Origin of the sequence: Streptomyces sp. XY431 (genome assembly GCF_001279805.1) — a bacterium.
Lineage (GTDB): Bacteria > Actinomycetota > Actinomycetes > Streptomycetales > Streptomycetaceae > Kitasatospora > Kitasatospora purpeofusca.
Genome location: NZ_LGDO01000091.1, coordinates 1 through 16,087, shown reverse-complemented (window position 1 = coordinate 16,087; position 16,087 = coordinate 1). Strand labels below are relative to the sequence as shown.

15 protein-coding genes and 1 pseudogene are annotated in these 16,087 nt (G+C 74.9%); 7 read left to right on the top strand and 9 right to left on the bottom strand.

Going from position 1 to position 16,087, the window contains the following annotated elements; genetic code table 11:
- Positions 1-191: 191 nt before the first annotated feature.
- The 3 genes and pseudogenes from ADK60_RS12405 to ADK60_RS12395 form a co-directional block, all read right to left on the bottom strand.
- A complete protein-coding gene (locus tag ADK60_RS12405; protein WP_079008297.1) occupies positions 192-1,616 on the bottom strand; it encodes an amino acid permease in 1,425 nt (474 codons plus the stop codon).
- A gap of 179 nt (positions 1,617-1,795) precedes the next feature.
- Positions 1,796-2,017: pseudogene (locus ADK60_RS46430) on the bottom strand (helix-turn-helix domain-containing protein); the annotation flags it as partial.
- 241 nt (positions 2,018-2,258) lie between these two features.
- Positions 2,259-3,527 carry a PA0049 C-terminal domain-containing protein gene (locus ADK60_RS12395; RefSeq protein WP_053645638.1) on the bottom strand — a complete coding sequence of 423 codons (1,269 nt, stop codon included), beginning with the start codon at positions 3,525-3,527 and terminating at the stop codon, positions 2,259-2,261.
- 181 nt (positions 3,528-3,708) lie between these two features.
- On the opposite strand from ADK60_RS12395, the gene ADK60_RS12390 reads away from it, so the two are divergent.
- Positions 3,709-4,320 carry a TIGR03086 family metal-binding protein gene (locus ADK60_RS12390; protein WP_053645636.1) on the top strand — a complete coding sequence of 204 codons (612 nt, stop codon included), beginning with the start codon at positions 3,709-3,711 and terminating at the stop codon, positions 4,318-4,320.
- Positions 4,321-4,374: 54 nt separating this feature from the next.
- On the opposite strand, the gene ADK60_RS12385 is transcribed toward ADK60_RS12390, so the two are convergent.
- From ADK60_RS12385 to ADK60_RS12370, 4 genes are all read right to left on the bottom strand, one after another.
- The gene (locus ADK60_RS12385) at positions 4,375-4,887 is read right to left on the bottom strand and encodes a hypothetical protein (RefSeq protein WP_053645634.1); all 513 of its coding nucleotides are present in this window, start codon (positions 4,885-4,887) and stop codon (positions 4,375-4,377) included.
- Between the two features lie 188 nt (positions 4,888-5,075).
- Positions 5,076-5,927: an ABC transporter permease gene (locus tag ADK60_RS12380; protein WP_053645632.1), complete on the bottom strand. Its 852-nt coding sequence runs from the start codon at positions 5,925-5,927 to the stop codon at positions 5,076-5,078.
- The gene (locus tag ADK60_RS12375) at positions 5,887-6,747 is read right to left on the bottom strand and encodes an ATP-binding cassette domain-containing protein (protein WP_053645631.1); all 861 of its coding nucleotides are present in this window, start codon (positions 6,745-6,747) and stop codon (positions 5,887-5,889) included. The genes ADK60_RS12380 and ADK60_RS12375 overlap by 41 nt, the downstream gene beginning before the upstream one ends.
- The gene (locus tag ADK60_RS12370) at positions 6,744-7,259 is read right to left on the bottom strand and encodes a MarR family winged helix-turn-helix transcriptional regulator (RefSeq protein ID WP_053645629.1); all 516 of its coding nucleotides are present in this window, start codon (positions 7,257-7,259) and stop codon (positions 6,744-6,746) included. Before ADK60_RS12370 ends, ADK60_RS12375 begins: the two co-directional genes overlap by 4 nt.
- A gap of 168 nt (positions 7,260-7,427) precedes the next feature.
- Here ADK60_RS12370 and ADK60_RS12365 point away from each other — a divergent pair, with 168 nt between their 5' ends.
- Positions 7,428-8,726: an MFS transporter gene (locus ADK60_RS12365; RefSeq protein WP_502687419.1), complete on the top strand. Its 1,299-nt coding sequence runs from the start codon at positions 7,428-7,430 to the stop codon at positions 8,724-8,726.
- Here ADK60_RS12365 and ADK60_RS12360 read toward each other — a convergent pair.
- Entirely contained in the window at positions 8,723-9,076 is a 354-nt protein-coding gene (locus ADK60_RS12360; RefSeq protein ID WP_053645626.1) for a hypothetical protein, read from the bottom strand. The two genes, ADK60_RS12365 and ADK60_RS12360, sit on opposite strands and share 4 nt — an antisense overlap.
- A 105-nt stretch (positions 9,077-9,181) precedes the next feature.
- Complete coding sequence (locus ADK60_RS12355) at positions 9,182-10,705, bottom strand: amidase (protein ID WP_053645624.1); 1,524 nt, start codon at positions 10,703-10,705, stop codon at positions 9,182-9,184.
- Positions 10,706-10,891: 186 nt separating this feature from the next.
- On the opposite strand from ADK60_RS12355, the gene ADK60_RS12350 reads away from it, so the two are divergent.
- The 5 genes from ADK60_RS12350 to ADK60_RS12330 all read left to right on the top strand — a co-directional run bounded on the left by ADK60_RS12350 (position 10,892) and on the right by ADK60_RS12330 (position 16,010).
- Positions 10,892-11,653 (top strand): helix-turn-helix domain-containing protein, encoded by a 762-nt coding sequence (locus tag ADK60_RS12350; RefSeq protein WP_199839655.1) that lies wholly within the window; start codon positions 10,892-10,894, stop codon positions 11,651-11,653.
- 99 nt (positions 11,654-11,752) lie between these two features.
- Entirely contained in the window at positions 11,753-12,328 is a 576-nt protein-coding gene (locus ADK60_RS12345; RefSeq protein ID WP_053645620.1) for a hypothetical protein, read from the top strand.
- 92 nt (positions 12,329-12,420) lie between these two features.
- Positions 12,421-14,037: a phytoene desaturase family protein gene (locus tag ADK60_RS12340; protein WP_053645642.1), complete on the top strand. Its 1,617-nt coding sequence runs from the start codon at positions 12,421-12,423 to the stop codon at positions 14,035-14,037.
- A 106-nt stretch (positions 14,038-14,143) separates the two neighbouring features.
- Complete coding sequence (locus ADK60_RS12335; RefSeq protein ID WP_502687418.1) at positions 14,144-14,698, top strand: TetR/AcrR family transcriptional regulator; 555 nt, start codon at positions 14,144-14,146, stop codon at positions 14,696-14,698.
- Between the two features lie 262 nt (positions 14,699-14,960).
- A complete protein-coding gene (locus ADK60_RS12330) occupies positions 14,961-16,010 on the top strand; it encodes an agmatine deiminase family protein (RefSeq protein ID WP_053645617.1) in 1,050 nt (349 codons plus the stop codon).
- Positions 16,011-16,087 lie beyond the last annotated feature (77 nt).

Below are 16,087 nucleotides of genomic sequence, written 5' to 3'. Positions count from 1 at the left end.
TCCCCGCCCCCGACGGCACCCTCCTCCCCGCCACCGCCCTCCAGTCCGCCGCCCTCACCACCGTCACCGACCTCTTCGGCCTCGTCGCCCCCACCCCGGCCGCCCTCCCGGCCTGACCGCCCCGGAGCTGATCCGCCGGAGGGCCCGCACCGGGTGGTGCGGGCCCTCCGGCGGCTCGGGTCCGACGGGGTTCAGGCGCGGCGGCGGGCGGTGCGGGTGCTCCGGACGGTCCGGACCGCGTGGACGAGGATGCCGGCGAGCAGGAAGAGGGCGCCCTGGCAGATGGCGGCGTAGCCGGAGCCGACGGCGAGCCAGGCGGAGAAGGCGAAGGCGCCGAGGGCCAGGGTGAGGTCGCGGGCGAGGCGGGCGGGGGCGACGCGGGTGCGGTCGCCGCGCAGCAGCCAGCGGAGTTGGGCGGCGGTGGAGAGGAGGTAGGGGACGGTCGCGGTGAAGGTGGTGACCAGTACCAGGGTGTCGAAGGCGGACTTCGCGCCGGAGGCGAAGTTGAGGACGGTGAGCAGCGAGGCGAGGGTGACGCCGACCAGGACGCCGACGACGGGGACGCCGTGGCGTTCGACGGTGAAGACGGCGGGGAACAGGCCGTCCTTGGCGGCGGCGCAGGGGGCCTGGGCGGAGAGCAGGGTCCAGCCGTTGAGCGCGCCGGTCATCGAGACGAGGGCGGCGACGGCGACGGCCGTTCCGCCCCAGGAGCCGCCGAAGACGGTGTTCACGGCGTCGGAGAAGGGCGCGGTGGAGTGGATCAGCCGCTCGTGGGCCACCGAGCCGAACACGGCGAGCGTGCCCAGCAGGTAGACCACCGCGGCGCCGGCGGTGCCGAGCACGCTGGCGCGGCCGACGTTGCGTTCGGGGTCGCGGACCTGGCCCGCGCTCATGGCGGCCGACTCCACGCCGAGGTAGCTGAAGAGCAGGATCGCCGCGGCGGCCGTCGTCCCGCCGAGCCAGCCCTCGCCGGTCGCGTCGAAGGGGCCGAGGTTCGCCGGGTCGAAGGCGGTGAGACCGGCCACCGCGACCACCATCAGCGCGACGAACTTGAGCACGGTGGAGACGAGTTGGACGGTGCCGACGTAGCGGGTGCCGGCCAGGTTGGCGAGCGCGGGCAGCCATTGGACGGCGAGCGCGCAGGCGAGGGTGAGGCCGGTGGAGTGGCCGCGGGGCCACAGCACGTCGAGGTAGCCGACGGCGGCGACGGCGAGGGCGGCATTGCTGACCCAGGTGGTGATCCAGTACGACCACGCGGCCAGGAAGCCGGCGAAGTCGCCGAACGCCTCGCGGGCGTAGACGTACGGGCCGCCGGTGCGCGGGTCGCGGCGCGCGAGCCGGCCGAAGACCAGGGCCAGGGTGATCGCCCCGACCGTCAGCACGGCGAAGGCGAGCAGGCTGACCGTCCCGTAGGGGGCCACGGCGGCGGGGATCATGAAAATGCCGCCGCCGATGATGTTGCCCATCACCAGCGCGGTCGCGGTCGGCAGGCCGAAGCGGCGGCCGGCGGGGGCCGCAGCCAGGGCGTGGGGCGGGAGCGACGGCGCGGGCGTCGGGTCGACGTCCGTCCGCGCGGGTCGGGGTGCCTGCCGGGTCGCGGCCGGGCTGGTCTGCATGGGGGCGTCGGGCCTTTCCTGTCCTGCGCGCTCGGTGGAGCGGACGCCCATGCTGGTGCAGGCGGCACCTTGTACCAAATCGGTGGGATTTGTTCTCCGGACGGGCCCGCCCGCCGGAAAACCTCCGGTCGCGAAGCACCCGGACGGTCACTCGTCCGGTGCCGCCGCGGCGGCCGGGATCAGCCAGTCACCGCAGCGGCCCGGCCGGACGCGTCGGCCGGGGCGTCGGGCAGGAGGTGCACCGGCAGGTCCGCCCGGCGCTTGACCCTGAGCTTGCGGTAGGAGCTGGTCAGATGCTGTTCGACGGTGCTGATGGTGATGAAGAGCTCATGGGCGATCTGACGGTTGGTCCGGCCGCGCGCGGCCAGCTCGGCCACCCTGAGCTCGGCCCGGCTCAGTCCGACGGCCGGCAGCACTCCCGGCCCGCGTTCGCCACGTTCGCCACGCGCACTGCGCGCACCGCGCGCACCGCGTTCACGGTGGGCGTCGGGCACGCCGACTTCCCGCTCCTTCTCCACCGACCACATGAGCTGTCATCCCCCGATGAACATGCGCGACCGCACGATTCTGCCATGCGCCCGGCGGACGCATCCACCGGTCGCGCGGGCGGCGGCACCCCGGCCACCGCCCGCCGACCCGGCGTCAGCCCGAGGTGTGCCGCAGGATGTCGAGGACCTCGCCGGTGATCGCGGCCTCGTTCTGCTCGAAGGCCGGCCCGGTCAGCAGCTCCGGCTGCTCCGGGAGGCCGGTGAGCACCGGGGTGTGCAGGTGACCGCCGGGCAGTTGCGGGGCGAGTTCCAGGCGCAGCCGGTTGGTGCGGTAGGCGACCTCGTTGGAGAGATAGCCCCCGCCGCCGCCGGCGACCGCCCGCGAGCCGGGGGTCGGCCCGCCCTCCCGGTCGACCGGGCCGGTCCCGCCGGCCGGGATCTCGGTGACGGTGGTGTTCAGCAGCACCGGGTAGGGCTGCTGCACGGCGGTCATCGGGCCGGTGGGCAGGCTGGTGGCGATGAACTCGGCACCCGGGCCGAGCCCCGGGGCGGTGACGGGGTGGTCCCGGGTGCCGCCGGAGAGCGCGCCGATGTTGTCGGGGTAGGGGTCGGCGGAGCGGGAGCGGCCGGCCCAGGCCTCCAGGGTGAACAGCCCGGGGTAGCCCTGGCTGATGGTGGTGATGAGGTCCGCGGCGCGGGGGCCGCGGGCGAGCCGAGGGGCGTAGGCGCGCTCGACCATGCCGAGGTCGAAGTCGCCGTAGCGGACCGGGAGGAGCACCGAGCGGATCTCGGCCGGGGTGCCGTCGGCCAGGGTGATCCGGCGGCCGTCGAGTTGCAGCGCCGCCGAGCCGGAGGGGTTGGCGCGACGCGGCTCGGCGTCCAGGCCGAAGGGGTCGAAGCCGCTGATGAAGATCCGCCGCACGCCCGGGCGGCCGCTGAACCCGCTGTCGGCCAGTCCGCGCGAGGCGTCCTCGAAGCGCTGCCGCAGCGCGGCCGGGTCGACACTGAAGCCCGGCTGCCAGCGCGCGAGCCGGACGGTCATGGCGACCCTGGTCCAGTAGAGCGGCCGGTCGTCGGCGGTCGGCAGGTCGCCGCCGGGCCGGCGGCCCTGGGCGCGGTCCACACCGGCCCGCCAGAGCGCCCCGCCCCAGGCGTCGAGCAGCCGACCGGCCTCGTCGGCGTTGCGGGCGGTGCACAGCGCGGCGGGGAACCGGGCGACGAAGTCGCCGAAGCCCCCGCGTTCGGTCAGCGCGGCGGTCCGCGGGTCCGCGGTGCGGGCCTGTTCCCGGTCGAGCGGCGCGGACTCGACGGGCCGGCAGCCGGGACCGGCCGCGTGGGCGGTGGCGGCGGTGGGGAGGATCGAGGCGGCGAGAGCGCCGATGAGGGTCGCGGTGAGCGCGGCCCGGCGCCGAACGGTCGTCATGGCGTGGACATTACAGAGGCCCTCCCGGCTCCACCAGAGCGCCTCGCCACCGCCACGCACAGTGACCACGGACCGCACCGGTCTGCGGAGACCCGCAGCGGAAGCGGCATCCACCCCCCTGGCGGGTCACGCCCCGTAGCGGTTTACTGGGAGTGAGCAGGGCAGAAACGGAGGCCCGGCGATGGAATGTCCCCACCCACCCGGATTCCACACCGAGGTCCGCGAGCGCTACGCGGCCACCGGCGCCGAAGTGGCCCGGCTGCTGCGCTCGGCGCCCGAGGACCTCTGGACCGCACCCACCCCGTGCCGCGACTGGGACGTGCGCACACTGGTGAACCACCTCGCCGCCCAGCACCTGTGGGTGTGCCAGGCGATCGCCGGCTACACCCCGGCCCAGATCGGCCGCCGCTTCGAGGGCGACGTCCTCGGCCGCAACCCGCTGGGCGTCTGGACCATGGCCGTGCGCAGCGCCCAACGCGCACTCGCCCGGCCCGGCGCCCCCGACCTCCTGGTCCACCTCGGCTATGGCGTACGGGACGCCGGCGGCTACGCCCGCGAGCTGGTAGCCGAGACCGTCGTCCACAGCTGGGACCTCTCCCGGGCCCTCGGCGAGCACGGCCGGATGCCCCCGGGCTCCGCCCGCTACGCGCTCGCGGAGTTCCACGGCTACCGCGACCTGGCCGGCACCGGCCGCTTCGACCCACCGTTCGCCGCGCCGCCGGGCGCGGACGCCGAGGACCAGCTGCTGGCCCTCACCGGCCGCGACCCGGCGTGGTCGGCCGACCGCATCTGACGCCGCCGTGTTTCCCGCGACGGCCCCGGGCGGATGCGGAAGGTCCGGGGGGGCTCAGAACATCAGGTCGTAGCCGGCGTCCTCGTTCGCACTGAAGTTGGCGTTGCCGGTGGAGTCGGAGAACCGGAGCGTGCCACCGACGACGGAGCCGGTGAACTCCTTGAGCTTGACCCCCTCGTGCGCGACGGAGGCGAGCACGGCGATGGCGAGCTCCGAGCCTTCGTCGAACTTGAGCTGGAGCGTGCAGTAGACGCTGTCGGCCTCCGCGCCGGCGACCATCTTCGTACAGAGGCCGTACGCGGTACCGGGGTCGCTGCCCCTGGCGGCCTTGAAGGTGGCCTTGGTGGCGTAGGGGACACCGACGTCCGGGATCGCGCCGCCCGCCAGCGGCGCCGCCACGCTGTCGATGACGAGGTCGGGCTTGACGGCCGCCCTGACCGAACGGTGGGTGTCCGCCCGGTCCTGACCGTCCGCCAGCGCCGGCACGCCCATCGCGGCGGTCGCGCCGACCACCAGGGCGGCGACAGCCACGGGGAAGGGCTGCTTGAAGAAGAAGGGTCGTCCCACGGGTTGCTCCAGGGTCGTGACGGGGTGGGCCTGTTGGCCGATCCGTATCCGAGCGCACCGTTCGTGGGCGGATCGCCCGCCCCACGCGGACGGACACGGAGTTCCACTCCAACGGGTGACGCGCACTCCCCCGATCGCCGACGGGCACACCGGACCGGCCACCCCGGCATGCCTACCGGGGCAACCGGTCAGCGGGCGAGGCGGCCCAGCAGGGCGGAGGCGGAGGTGATGCCGAGGGCGGTGGCCAGGGTGAGGACGCCGAAGTCCAGCAGCAGGTGCGAGGGGGTGCCGATCAGCAGCCCGCGCAGGGCGTCGACCTGGTAGCTGAGCGGGTTGGCCAGGCTGATCGCCTGGAGCCAGCCCGGCATCAGGTCGACCGGGTAGAGGGCGTTGGAGCCGAAGAACAACGGCATCGTGATGGCCTGTCCAATGCCCATGAGACGGTCGCGGGTGAGGACGATCCCGGCGATGGTCATGGAGAGGCAGGAGAAGAAGGCCGAGCCGAGGACCACCACCGCCACGACTCCGAGCAGCCGCAGCGGGTTCCAGGTCATCGCCACCCCGAGCACCGCCGCGAGCAGCACGACCACGACGGCCTGCAGTACTGCCTTGACCCCGGCGGCGAAGGCCTTGCCGGTGACCAGTGCGGCTCTCGGGGTCGGTGTCACCAGCAGTTTGGTGAGCACGCCGGAGTCCCGCTCCCAGATGATCATGATGCCGTAGAAGATCGCCACGAACATCGCGGACTGCGCGATGATCCCGGGGGCCAGGTAGTCCAGGTACGGGATCCCGTCGGTGGGGATCGCCTTCAGCCGGGTGAAGGTCTCGCCGAAGATCAGCAGCCAGAGCGCGGGCTGGACCGCCCGGGTGTAGACCTCGGTCCGGTCGTGGCGCAGCTTCTGGAGCTCGACCACGCACATCGCGGCGACCCGGGCGGGCACCTGGCGCCAGCCGGTGCGGGGCGGCGGGGGCACCAGCAGCAGGCCCAGGTCGAGTGCGTCAGCCGACGCGGTTGGCTGTGCGGCGGGTCCGGCGGACATCGTTGAAGTCTCCTTCCGTACCCTCGCCGCGGGCGAGGCCGCGGCCCGAGAAGTGGCGGAACACGTCGTCGAGCGTGGGATCGGGCAGTGCGGGGTCCTGCTCACGGACCCGGGCCTTGAGTTCGCCGGGGGTGCCGAGCGCGCGGATCCGGCCCCGGTCCATGAGGGCGATCCGGTCGCAGTGGCGGTCGGCCTCGTCCATGTAGTGGGTGGTCACCAGCACCGTCATCCCGGTGGCGCGGCGGACGGCGTCGACCCGCTCCCAGACGCTCGCGCGGGCGATCGGGTCCAGGCCGATGGTGGGCTCGTCCAGCACCAGCAGCCGTGGGGCACTGACCAGCGCCTGGGCGAGTTCCAGCCGTCGCACCATGCCGCCGGAGTAGGTGCCGGCCGACCGGTCGGCGGCCTCGGTGAGGTCCACGGCGGCCAGTGCCTGGGCGACCCGCGCGGACCGTTCGGCGCGCGGCACGTCGAAGACCCGGGCAAACAGCGCGACGTTCTCCCGGCCGGTCAGTCCGGCGTCGGCGGAGAGCTGCTGCGGGACGTAGCCGAGCAGCCGGCGGACCTCCGCCCGGCGCCCGGCCGCGTCGTGGCCGAAGACCCGGACCATCCCGGCAGCGGTCGGCAGCAGGGTGGTGATCGCCCGGATCGTGGTGGTCTTGCCGGCGCCGTTGGGGCCGAGCAGTCCGAAGACCTCGCCGGCCCGCACGGTCAGGTCGACGCCGTCGACGGCCCTGGTGTCGCCGCCCTTCCGCCGGCCCCGGCGGAAGGTGTAGCTCAGGCCGCGGCAGACCACCGCTTCGTTGGGCCCGGTCGTCATGGTCCGGTCCTCCCTCCGGCGGCCGGGGCCGCCGTGCCCGGTTCGCCCGCGCGCTCGCGCAGGCCCGTCGCCACTCCGCGCAGCGCGGGCAGCGCGGCGGCCAGCGCCGCCCGGTCGGCGGCGGGCAGCCCCGCCACCACCTCGCCGACCAGCGCCTCCCGCCGGGCCCGCCAGGCCGCCAGCCGCTCCACGGCCTCGCCGGTGGCGTACAGCAGGGCGGCCCGGCGGTCGGCCGGGTCCACCTCGCGGCGCAGCAGGCCGAGCGCGACCAGCTGGTTGACCAGGGTGGAGACCGAGTTGGCGGCCAGGCACAGCTCGGCGGCGGCGTCGGAGACCCGCAGACCGGGGAAGTCCGTCACCAGCCGCAGCAGTTCGACCTGGGCGCCGCGCAGCCGGGGCTCGCTCAGGCCCTCGCGCAGCCGGCGTCGCACCAGGCGCTGGATCCCGACGAGGAGGGTGGAGAACTCCTCGCCCAGCGCCGGGTCGGGCGGGCCCGGGGCGGTCGCACTCATACCTCCGATTTTAGCTCTCAGTGAGAGCTTTCTGTCGAGGGGCGGGACGGTCGACGTCCGATTCACGCCGGACCGACTCCCCTTCGCCCTGGTGGACTTCGACGCGGACCGCGCTCCGTCGCCGGACGCCGTGTCCACCCCACCCCTCGGAGAACAGGAGCTTCCGCCGTGCCCGAGACAGAGACAGAGACAGAGCCCGGCCCCCGGCTGCCCGGCCCGCCGGCCGCCACCGCACCGCCGGGACCCCCGCCCCGCGACGACGCGCGGAACCGGCGCGGAACCGGGGGCCTGCCGGCCGTCCTCGCCGTCACGGCGGGCGTCTTCGCCATCGTCACCACCGAGATCCTCCCGGTCGGGCTGCTCGGCCCGATCGGCGCGACCTTCCGGATCTCCGACGGCACGACGGGCCTGATGATGACCCTGCCCGGCCTGGTCGCCGCCGTGGCCGCGCCCGTAGTCACCGTCGCGACCCGGCGGGCCGACCGGCGCACCGTGCTCTGCGGCCTGCTGCTGCTCCTCGCCCTCGCGGACCTGCTGAACGCGGTGGCGCCCGCCTACGGCGCCGTGCTGCTGGCCCGGGTCGCCCTCGGCCTGGTGATCGGCGCGTTCTGGTCCATCGGTTCCGGACTCGCGCCGCGCCTCGTCCCGACCGAACGCCAGGCCCGGGCCAACACGGTGATCTTCACGGCCGTCCCGCTCGGCTCCGTCCTCGGGGTCCCGGCCGGCGTGCTCCTCGGCTCCCTCGCGGGCTGGCGCGCGGCCTTCGCCGCCATGGCCGCCCTGACGCTGCTCGCGCTGGCCGCCCTGCTGGCGACACTGCCCCCGCTGCCGCCGCCGGCCACCACCACCGGACTCCCGGTGCTGCGCGGGCTGCTCACCGGCCGGGGCACCCGGGCCGGTCTCGCGGTGACCTTCCTGATCGTGCTGGCCCACTTCGGCGCCTACACCTACGTCACCCCGTTCCTCACCGAGGTCACCCGGGTCGGCCCCGGCACGACCGGCGCCCTGCTGCTCGCCTACGGGGCGGCCGGACTGCTCGGCAACCTGCTCGCCGGCGCCCGCGCGGCCCGCGCCCCGCGCCCGGCCCTCGCCGCGGCCGCCGTCCTGCTGGCGGCCGCCACGCTGCTGCTGCCGGTGCTCGGGACCGGCGGCCCCGGCGCCACGGTCCTGCTGCTGCTCTGGGGAGCGGCCTACGGTGCCGTGCCGGTCTGCTCGCTCAGCTGGTTCCTCGCCGCGGCGCCGCACGCCCCGGAGGCCGCCGGGGTGCTCTTCACCTCCGCGTTCCAGGCCACCATCGGGATCGCCGCGCTGACGGGCGGCGGCGTCGTGGACCGGACCTCCCCCGGCACCGTGCTCGTCCTGGCCGGCCTCGTCGCACTCCTCGCCGCCGGGACGGCGCTGCTGACCGGGCCCTCTCCTGCGGGTCACGTCGCGACCGCACGGCGTGATCCGCAAGGGAGGGCCTAAGCCGGCCCCCAGGGCAGCACGGCGACGAGCACACCCGTGGGCGCCAGGGTGAGCAGCAGGCCGGTCGTCCAGTACGCCCCGGCGGGGCCCGGGTCCGCGTACCGGTGCCGACGGCGGCGGCGCAGCAGGTGGTTGGCCAGCCACCAGAGGCCCGAGAACACCGACAGCACCGGCACCGCGAGCATGAACCACGGCAGCATCCCGTCGTTCTCCGTCGGCTCGCCCTGGGTCCAACCGAGGGCGGCGAGTGGCCAGTTGACGGCGAAGTACCAGAGCAGCCAGATCGGCACCACCGCCGGCAGGCCGAGCAGCAGGTTCACCGCGACGGCGGCGGTCGGGTACGTGCGCATCCGATCAGTATCCACGGGCCCCCGGCGGCCAGGCCGGGCGGGCTCAGCACAGCGCCGGGTGGGCTCAGCCCAGCGCCGGGCGATCTCAGCCCCGTCCGGGCGGTCTCAGCCCAGGCCGGGCGGGCGGCGGTCGGCCCAGGGGTGCGCCAGCTCCAGCGTGCGGGACACCTGGAGCAGCAGGTCCTCACGCCACGGTGCGGCGACGAGCTGGACCCCGACCGGCAGGCCGGTCGCGTCGTCGTGGTGGACGGGCAGCGAGACGGCCGGCTGGCCGGTCACATTGAACAGGGAGGTGAACACCGCCATCGGGTAGCTGTTCCGCAGCGCCGCCGGCGGATCCTCGGCGGTACCGGCCCGCCAGGCGCCGATGCGCGGCGGCAGGCAGGCCATGGTGGGCGTCACCAGCAGGTCGAACCCGGCGACGAAGCCCTCGACGATGCGCCGCGACATCCGCTGGGCCCGCCGCACCCCCTCCGCGTAGGCCCACGAGTCGATCGCGTGCGCCGCGTCGCGCAGCGCCCGGTTGTGCGGCTCGATCCGCTCCGGGTCGGCCAGCGGCACCCCGGCGGCGCCGATGTTCCACATGGCGGTGAACTCCGTGACCAGCTCCTCGGTCGGCGGCAGCGGGAGCGGGGTGTCGACGATGTGGTGGCCCGCCGCTTCGAGCGTGCGCAGGACGGTCTCGACGGCCGCCACGCAGACCGGGTCCACGGCGATCCCGGCCACCGGCGGATCCACCAGGACGCCAATCCGCAGGCCGGCCGGCGGGTCCGCCCACATCGCGTCGGCGAAGGAGCGGTCCGGGGCCGGGGGCGACCACCAGGCGGTCGGATCGTGGCGGTCGAGCACGTCGAGCACGGCCGCCGTGTCGGCCACGGTGCGGGTGACCACGCCGCCGATGCCGAGCCCCTCGACGACGACGGCCCCGTTGGTGACCCGGCCCCGGGTCGGCTTGAGGCCGACCAGGCCGGTGCAGGAGGCGGGGATGCGGATCGACCCGCCGCCGTCCTCGGCATGGGCGAGGGGCGCCATCCCGGCGGCGACGGCGACGCCCGCGCCGCTCGACGAGCCGCCCGGCGTCCGTTCCCGGTCCCACGGATTGCGGGTGATGCCGAGCGCCTCGCTCTCGGTGAACGGCAGGCTGCCGAACTCGGAGGTGGTGGTCTTGCCGAGCAGGACGAACCCCGCGGCGAGGAACCGCCGCACGAGCGGCTCCGAGGTCTCGGCCGGCCCCCGGCCGGCGCCCGCGGACCCGTACGTGGTGGGCCAGCCCTGGACGTCCAGCAGGTCCTTGATCGGCAGCGGGACGCCGTGGAACGGCGGGAGCCCGTCGGCGGAATCGGCCCGGACGACCGCGTCGGCGGCGGCGGAGGCGGCCGCGCGGACGGCGTCGTCGTCCCGGAAGCAGAAGGCGTTCAGCGCGGGGTCGAGGGCGTCGATGCGGGCGAGGCAGTCCTCGACGATCTCGACCGGGCTCACCTCCTTCCGGCGGACGGCGGCGGCGAGTTCGACGGCGGATCCGTAGGCGGTGGCGGGGGTGGTGCCGACGGCGGTTCCGGGGGCGACGGCGGGGGCTGCGACGGTGCCGGGGGCGGCGACGGTGCCGGCTGCTTCGATCGGTGGGTTCATCGCGAACTGTCCTCTCTGAACGGGGCGGTGGGTCCGCTGCTCCAGCGTCGCCCCGTCCCGGGCCCCGCGTATTGGACGAATGTCGCGTAGCCTGGCGGTATGCGCCCCGTCGGTCCGACCCGCGCCCCCGCACCGCTGTGGGACATCGCAACTCCCCCGCGCCCCTGCCGTATCCGGGGTGTCGGCATGGCCGGCTTCCACGCCCTCGCCCCGGTCGACCTGGACGTGGTGCCTTACCCGGCCGTCACGATCGCCCTGGACCTCGGTGACCCGCCGCTCGCCGTCGACGACGCGACCGGCCGCCGGGCGCACGGCAGCGTCGTGGTCGGGCTCGCGCCCGGCAGCGTACGCGGCCACGGCAGTGCCATCACCTGTCTTCAACTCCGCCTCGCCCCGCCGGTGGCGCACCGGATCCTGGGCGCCTCGGCGGAGTTGGGCGGCGCCGTGGTCGGGCTCGACCAGCTGTGGGGCCGCGAGGCCAGGCGGACCGAGGAGCGCCTGCGCGCCGCCGCCTCCTGGGACGAGCGCTTCGCGATCGCCGAGGCCGCGCTGGTCCGCCGGTACGCGGACGGCCGGCCGGTGGACCCCGAAATCGCCTTCGCCTGGGACCAGTTGACCACCCACCGGGGCGCGGTGCGGATCGAGCGGATCGCCGCCGAGATCGGCTGGAGCCGCAAACGGCTGTGGTCCCGCTTCCACGCCCAGACCGGCCTCGGCCCCAAGCACGCGGCCCGGCTGGTCCGCTTCGACGACGCCGCGCACCGCCTCGCCGCGGGCCACAGCGCCGCCCGGGTGGCGGCCGACACCGGATACACCGACCAGTCCCACCTCCACCGCGACATCAGGACCTTCACCGGCACCACCCCCAGCACCCTCGCCACCGCCCCCTGGCTCACCGTCGACCCCACCGCCTGGCCCACCACCCGGCCCGCCGACGATCACTCCTGAACCGGCCGGGCCGGAGCACGGATTCCCGCTCGCCGCCGCGCGGTTCCGTGCCACCCTGAGGTCCCTGGCAGTCGCCCGGGCCCTGGAGGGGGAGGAAGCGTGACGTTCTGGGACCAACTGCCCGCCCTGGTCGGCGTCGTCGTCGGCTCGGTCGGCTCGTACACGGCGGCGAGCCTCACCGAACGCAGCCGCTGGCGCCGCGGCCGCGCCGAACGCTGGGACGACCGGCGCTTCCAGATCTACGCGAGCTACGGGAAGATCCTCAAGACCCAGATCAGGATCGCCCAACGGCTCGGCGCCGCCCGCAACTTCGACGGTGTGGTGGACCCTTTGGAAATAGGCGAGGGGCTGGCCGAACTCGCCCGCGCGGAGTCCGAGCGGGCCGCCGAGTGGGAGTCGATGCTGCTGGTCGGTGACGCCGCGACGGTCGAAGCGGCGCGGTCGTGGCACGAGGAGTGCTGGAACCTGGAGCTGTACGCCCGGGGCCTGCGCTCCGACGCCGCCGGCTGGGTGCGGGCCGAGGAGCGGCTGAGCCACGCCCGCGACAGGTTCTACCTCTGCGCCCGGAAGGACCTCGGGATCGCCGGTCCGCCGCCGCCGTCCGGCAACTGGCCCCGGGCCTGGCAGCACGCCGAGCCCGACCCGGCGGCGGGGCCAGGCACCTCGCCGCTGTGACGCCCGACGGCGGCCCGACCCCGTCCCGGCGCCACCGCGACCGCCGCGCACGGCTGTTCCGGAGCGGCAGGGCCGTGGCGTACCGTGACCGCATGGCTACCAACGTGTCCTCGCGGTACGACGCCGTGATTGTCGGCGGTGGACACAACGGGCTGGTCGCCGCGGCGTACCTGGCGCGGGGCGGATACCGGGTGCTGGTGCTCGAACGGCTGGCGCGGACGGGCGGTGCGGCGGTGTCTGCGTCGGCGTTCCCGGGGGTCGACGCCAGGCTGTCGCGGTACTCCTACCTGGTCAGCCTGCTGCCGGCGAAGGTGGTGCGGGAGCTCGGGCTGCGGCTGGAGCTGCGGCGGCGCCGGATCTCCTCGTACACCCCGGCCGTCCGGGACGGGAAGCCGACCGGCCTGCTGGTGGACGCGGGCGACCCCGGCCGGACCAGGGAGTCGTTCCGGGCGCTGACCGGGTCCGACCGGGAGTGGCAGGCCTGGCGGGAGTTCTACGGGACGACCGGGCGGGTCGCCGAGCGGGTGTTCCCGACGCTCACCGAGCCGCTGCCGTCACGGGCCGAGCTGCGCCGGCGGATCGGGGACGAGGCTGCCTGGACGGCCCTGTTCGAACGGCCGCTGGGCGAGACGGTCGAGCGCACCTTCGCGGACGACCTGGTGCGCGGCGTCGTCCTGACGGACGCGCTGATCGGCACGTTCACCCATGCCCACGACCCCGCGCTCCGGCAGAACCGCTGCTTCCTCTACCACGTGATCGGCAACGGCACGGGCGACTGGGACGTCCCGGTCGGCGGGATGGGCGCGGTGACGGACGCGCTGGCCGGGGCCGCACTGGCGGCCGGGGCGGAGATCCGGACCGGGCACGAGGTCACCGCGATCGCGGGCGACGGCCGCGGCGACGCCGAGGTGTCGTACCGGCACGCCGACGGCGAGGCGACGGTGGCGGCGCGCCGGGTGCTGGTGAACGCCGCGCCCGCGACGCTGGCGCGGCTGCTCGGCACCGCACCGGAGCCCGCGCCCGAGGGCGCCCAGCTGAAGGTCAACATGGTGCTGCGCCGCCTGCCGCGGCTCCGCGACCCCGGCGCGGACCCGCGCGACGCCTTCGCCGGGACCTTCCACATCGCCGAGGGCTACCGGCAGTTGGAGACGGCGTACGCGGAGGCGGCGGCCGGCCGGATGCCCTCGGCACCGCCGTCGGAGATCTACTGCCACACCCTCACCGATCCGTCGATCCTCGGCCCGGAGGCCGTCCGGCAGGGGCTGCAGACGCTGACCCTGTTCGGCCTGCACATGCCGGCCCGGCTGTTCGGCGACCCGGCGGCCAAGGAACGCGCCCTGGCCGCGAGCCTGGCGCAGCTGGACGCGGTGCTGGCCGAGCCGATCGCCGACTGCCTGGCCGTGGACGCCGACGGCCGGCCCTGCGTCGAGGCGCGGACGCCGCCGGAGCTGGAGCGGGAACTCGGGCTGCCGGGCGGCCACATCTTCCACCGCGACCTCGCCTTCCCGTTCGCCGCCGAGGAGCCCGGTGTGGGCGAAGGGACCGACGCGGACGAAGGCACGGCCGCCGCGCGCTGGGGCGTGGCGACGGCCCGGCCGGACGTACTGCTCTGCGGGGCGGGGGCCGTCCGGGGCGGCGGCGTCAGCGGCATCCCGGGGCACAACGCGGCGCAGGCCGTGCTGGAGGACCTGGCGGCCCCGGCCCGGTAGCACGCGGGGCGGAGTTGCGGCCTGACGGGACTTTCAGCAGGTCGGCGCACCGCCGCACGGCGCCCGGGTAAGGTGGTGGATCGTGGCCAGTCGTAAAACGTCGATCATGGAAGCAGCCGCGCGGGTGATCGCGCGGCGCGGGGTGCGCGGACTGCGGGTGGAGGAACTCGCGGCCGAGGCGGGTGTGTCCACCGCGCTGATCTACTACCACTTCAAGGACCGCACCGGGATCCTCCGGCAGACGCTGGAGTTCATCAACGACCGGGCCGAGCGGTACACGACCGAGCGCGACCCGGACGCCCCGCCGCCGACCGCGCGCGAGGAGCTGGAGCAGACGCTGCTGCTGGAGCTCCAGGACACCGTCGAGGTACGCGAGAACAGCACCGCCTGGGGCGAGCTGCGGGCGAGCGCGGTGTTCGACGAGACCCTGCGCGAGGACCTGGCGCGGGCCACCCGGATCTGGGTGCAGGAGGTCGCCGGACTGCTCGGCGTGGTGCAGCCGATGTCCTCGGCGGTCGCGCTGGCCGGAGCCGCCGAGCGGCTGACCGCGCTGCTGGAGGGCCTGAGCGTGCGCTGGCTCAGCGGGAGCCTGCCGCTGGCGCACGCCCGGACGCTGCTGTCCGAGGCGATCGACACCGAGGTGGCCCGACTCGGTTCCTGAGCGGAGTCGCCGAACCGGGCATCCGCCGACAGAACACCCTCGATACACCCTCGATCATTACGCTCCGCGATCAGACCGGCGTCATGGGTCATATGATGCCGAGAAGTTTGACTGAACTTTCAGTCAGTGCGACGCTGACAACGCAGGCGGGGTGCAGCCGTCGGCCGTTCCCGTGGTGCGCCGGTGCGTAGCGGCGCGAAGAGTGGATCCGATGGCCCCGTGCACCCCTCCCGGCACCGTCGCACAATCGGAGAGAACCCTCATGCCCCTCTTCCACCACGACCGCTCCGCCGAGGACTTCCCCTGGGTGCCGGCGGACGACGTCCCGCACGCGCGGACCTGGATGTCCTGGCCCTCCCGCCGGGGTGTGTGGGGGCTTCGCCTGGGCGGGGTCCAGGAGGACATCGCCCTGATCGCGCGGACCGTCGCCGAGTTCGAGCCGGTGGTGATGTGCGCCCCCGACGACTGGACGGCGGGCAAGGCCCGGGACCGGTGCGGCTCCGCGGTGGAGGTGATCACCGCGATCCCGACCGACGACCTGTGGATGCGCGACACCGCGCCGGTGTTCCGCCTGGACGGCCGCGGCGGCCTGGACGCCGTGGTCCTCAACTTCAACGGCTGGGGCGACAAGCAGGTCCACTACGACGACGCCCTGGTCGCCGAGCGCCTCGCCACCCGGCGCGGCCTGCGGTTCACCTACGCGGACTTCGTCGGCGAGGGCGGCGCGATCGAGACCGACGGCGACGGCACGGTGATGGCCACCGAGAGCAGCCTGGTCAACAAGAACCGCAACCGGGGCATGAGCCGGGACGAGATCGAGGACGCCGTCCTGGAGGCCTACGGCGCGGACACCATGATCTGGCTGCCCGGCATCAAGGGCCAGGACATCACCGACGACCATGTGGACGTCACCTCGCGCTTCGTCCGGCCCGGTGTGGTGATGGTCCAGCTGCCGCCCGCCGACCGCAACGACGCCTGGGCCGAGGACGCCCGCGAGCAGTTCGCCCTCCTCTCGGCCGCGACCGACGCCAGGGGCCGCCGGCTCCAGGTGATTCCCGTGCACGGTCCCGACACCGTCCGCTCCCGCAGCTCGAAGTTCGTCGACTCCTACCTCAACTTCCACCTCGTCAACGGCGGCGTCATCACCGCCCAGTTCGGCGACGCGTACAAGGACGCCGCCGCGAAGGAGGCGCTCGCCGCGGCCTTCCCGGGCCGCGCCGTGGTGCAGATCGACGTCGACCGCCTGATGGCCGGGGGCGGCGGCATCCACTGCTCGACCATGCAGGAGCCGCTGCCGCAGTCCCTGCCGTAGTCCGCACCGAAGTCCCCGCCGCGGCCCCGACCCCGGCGCCGCCGGCACGCCCTGCCCCCACCGTCCCCGTCCCCAGC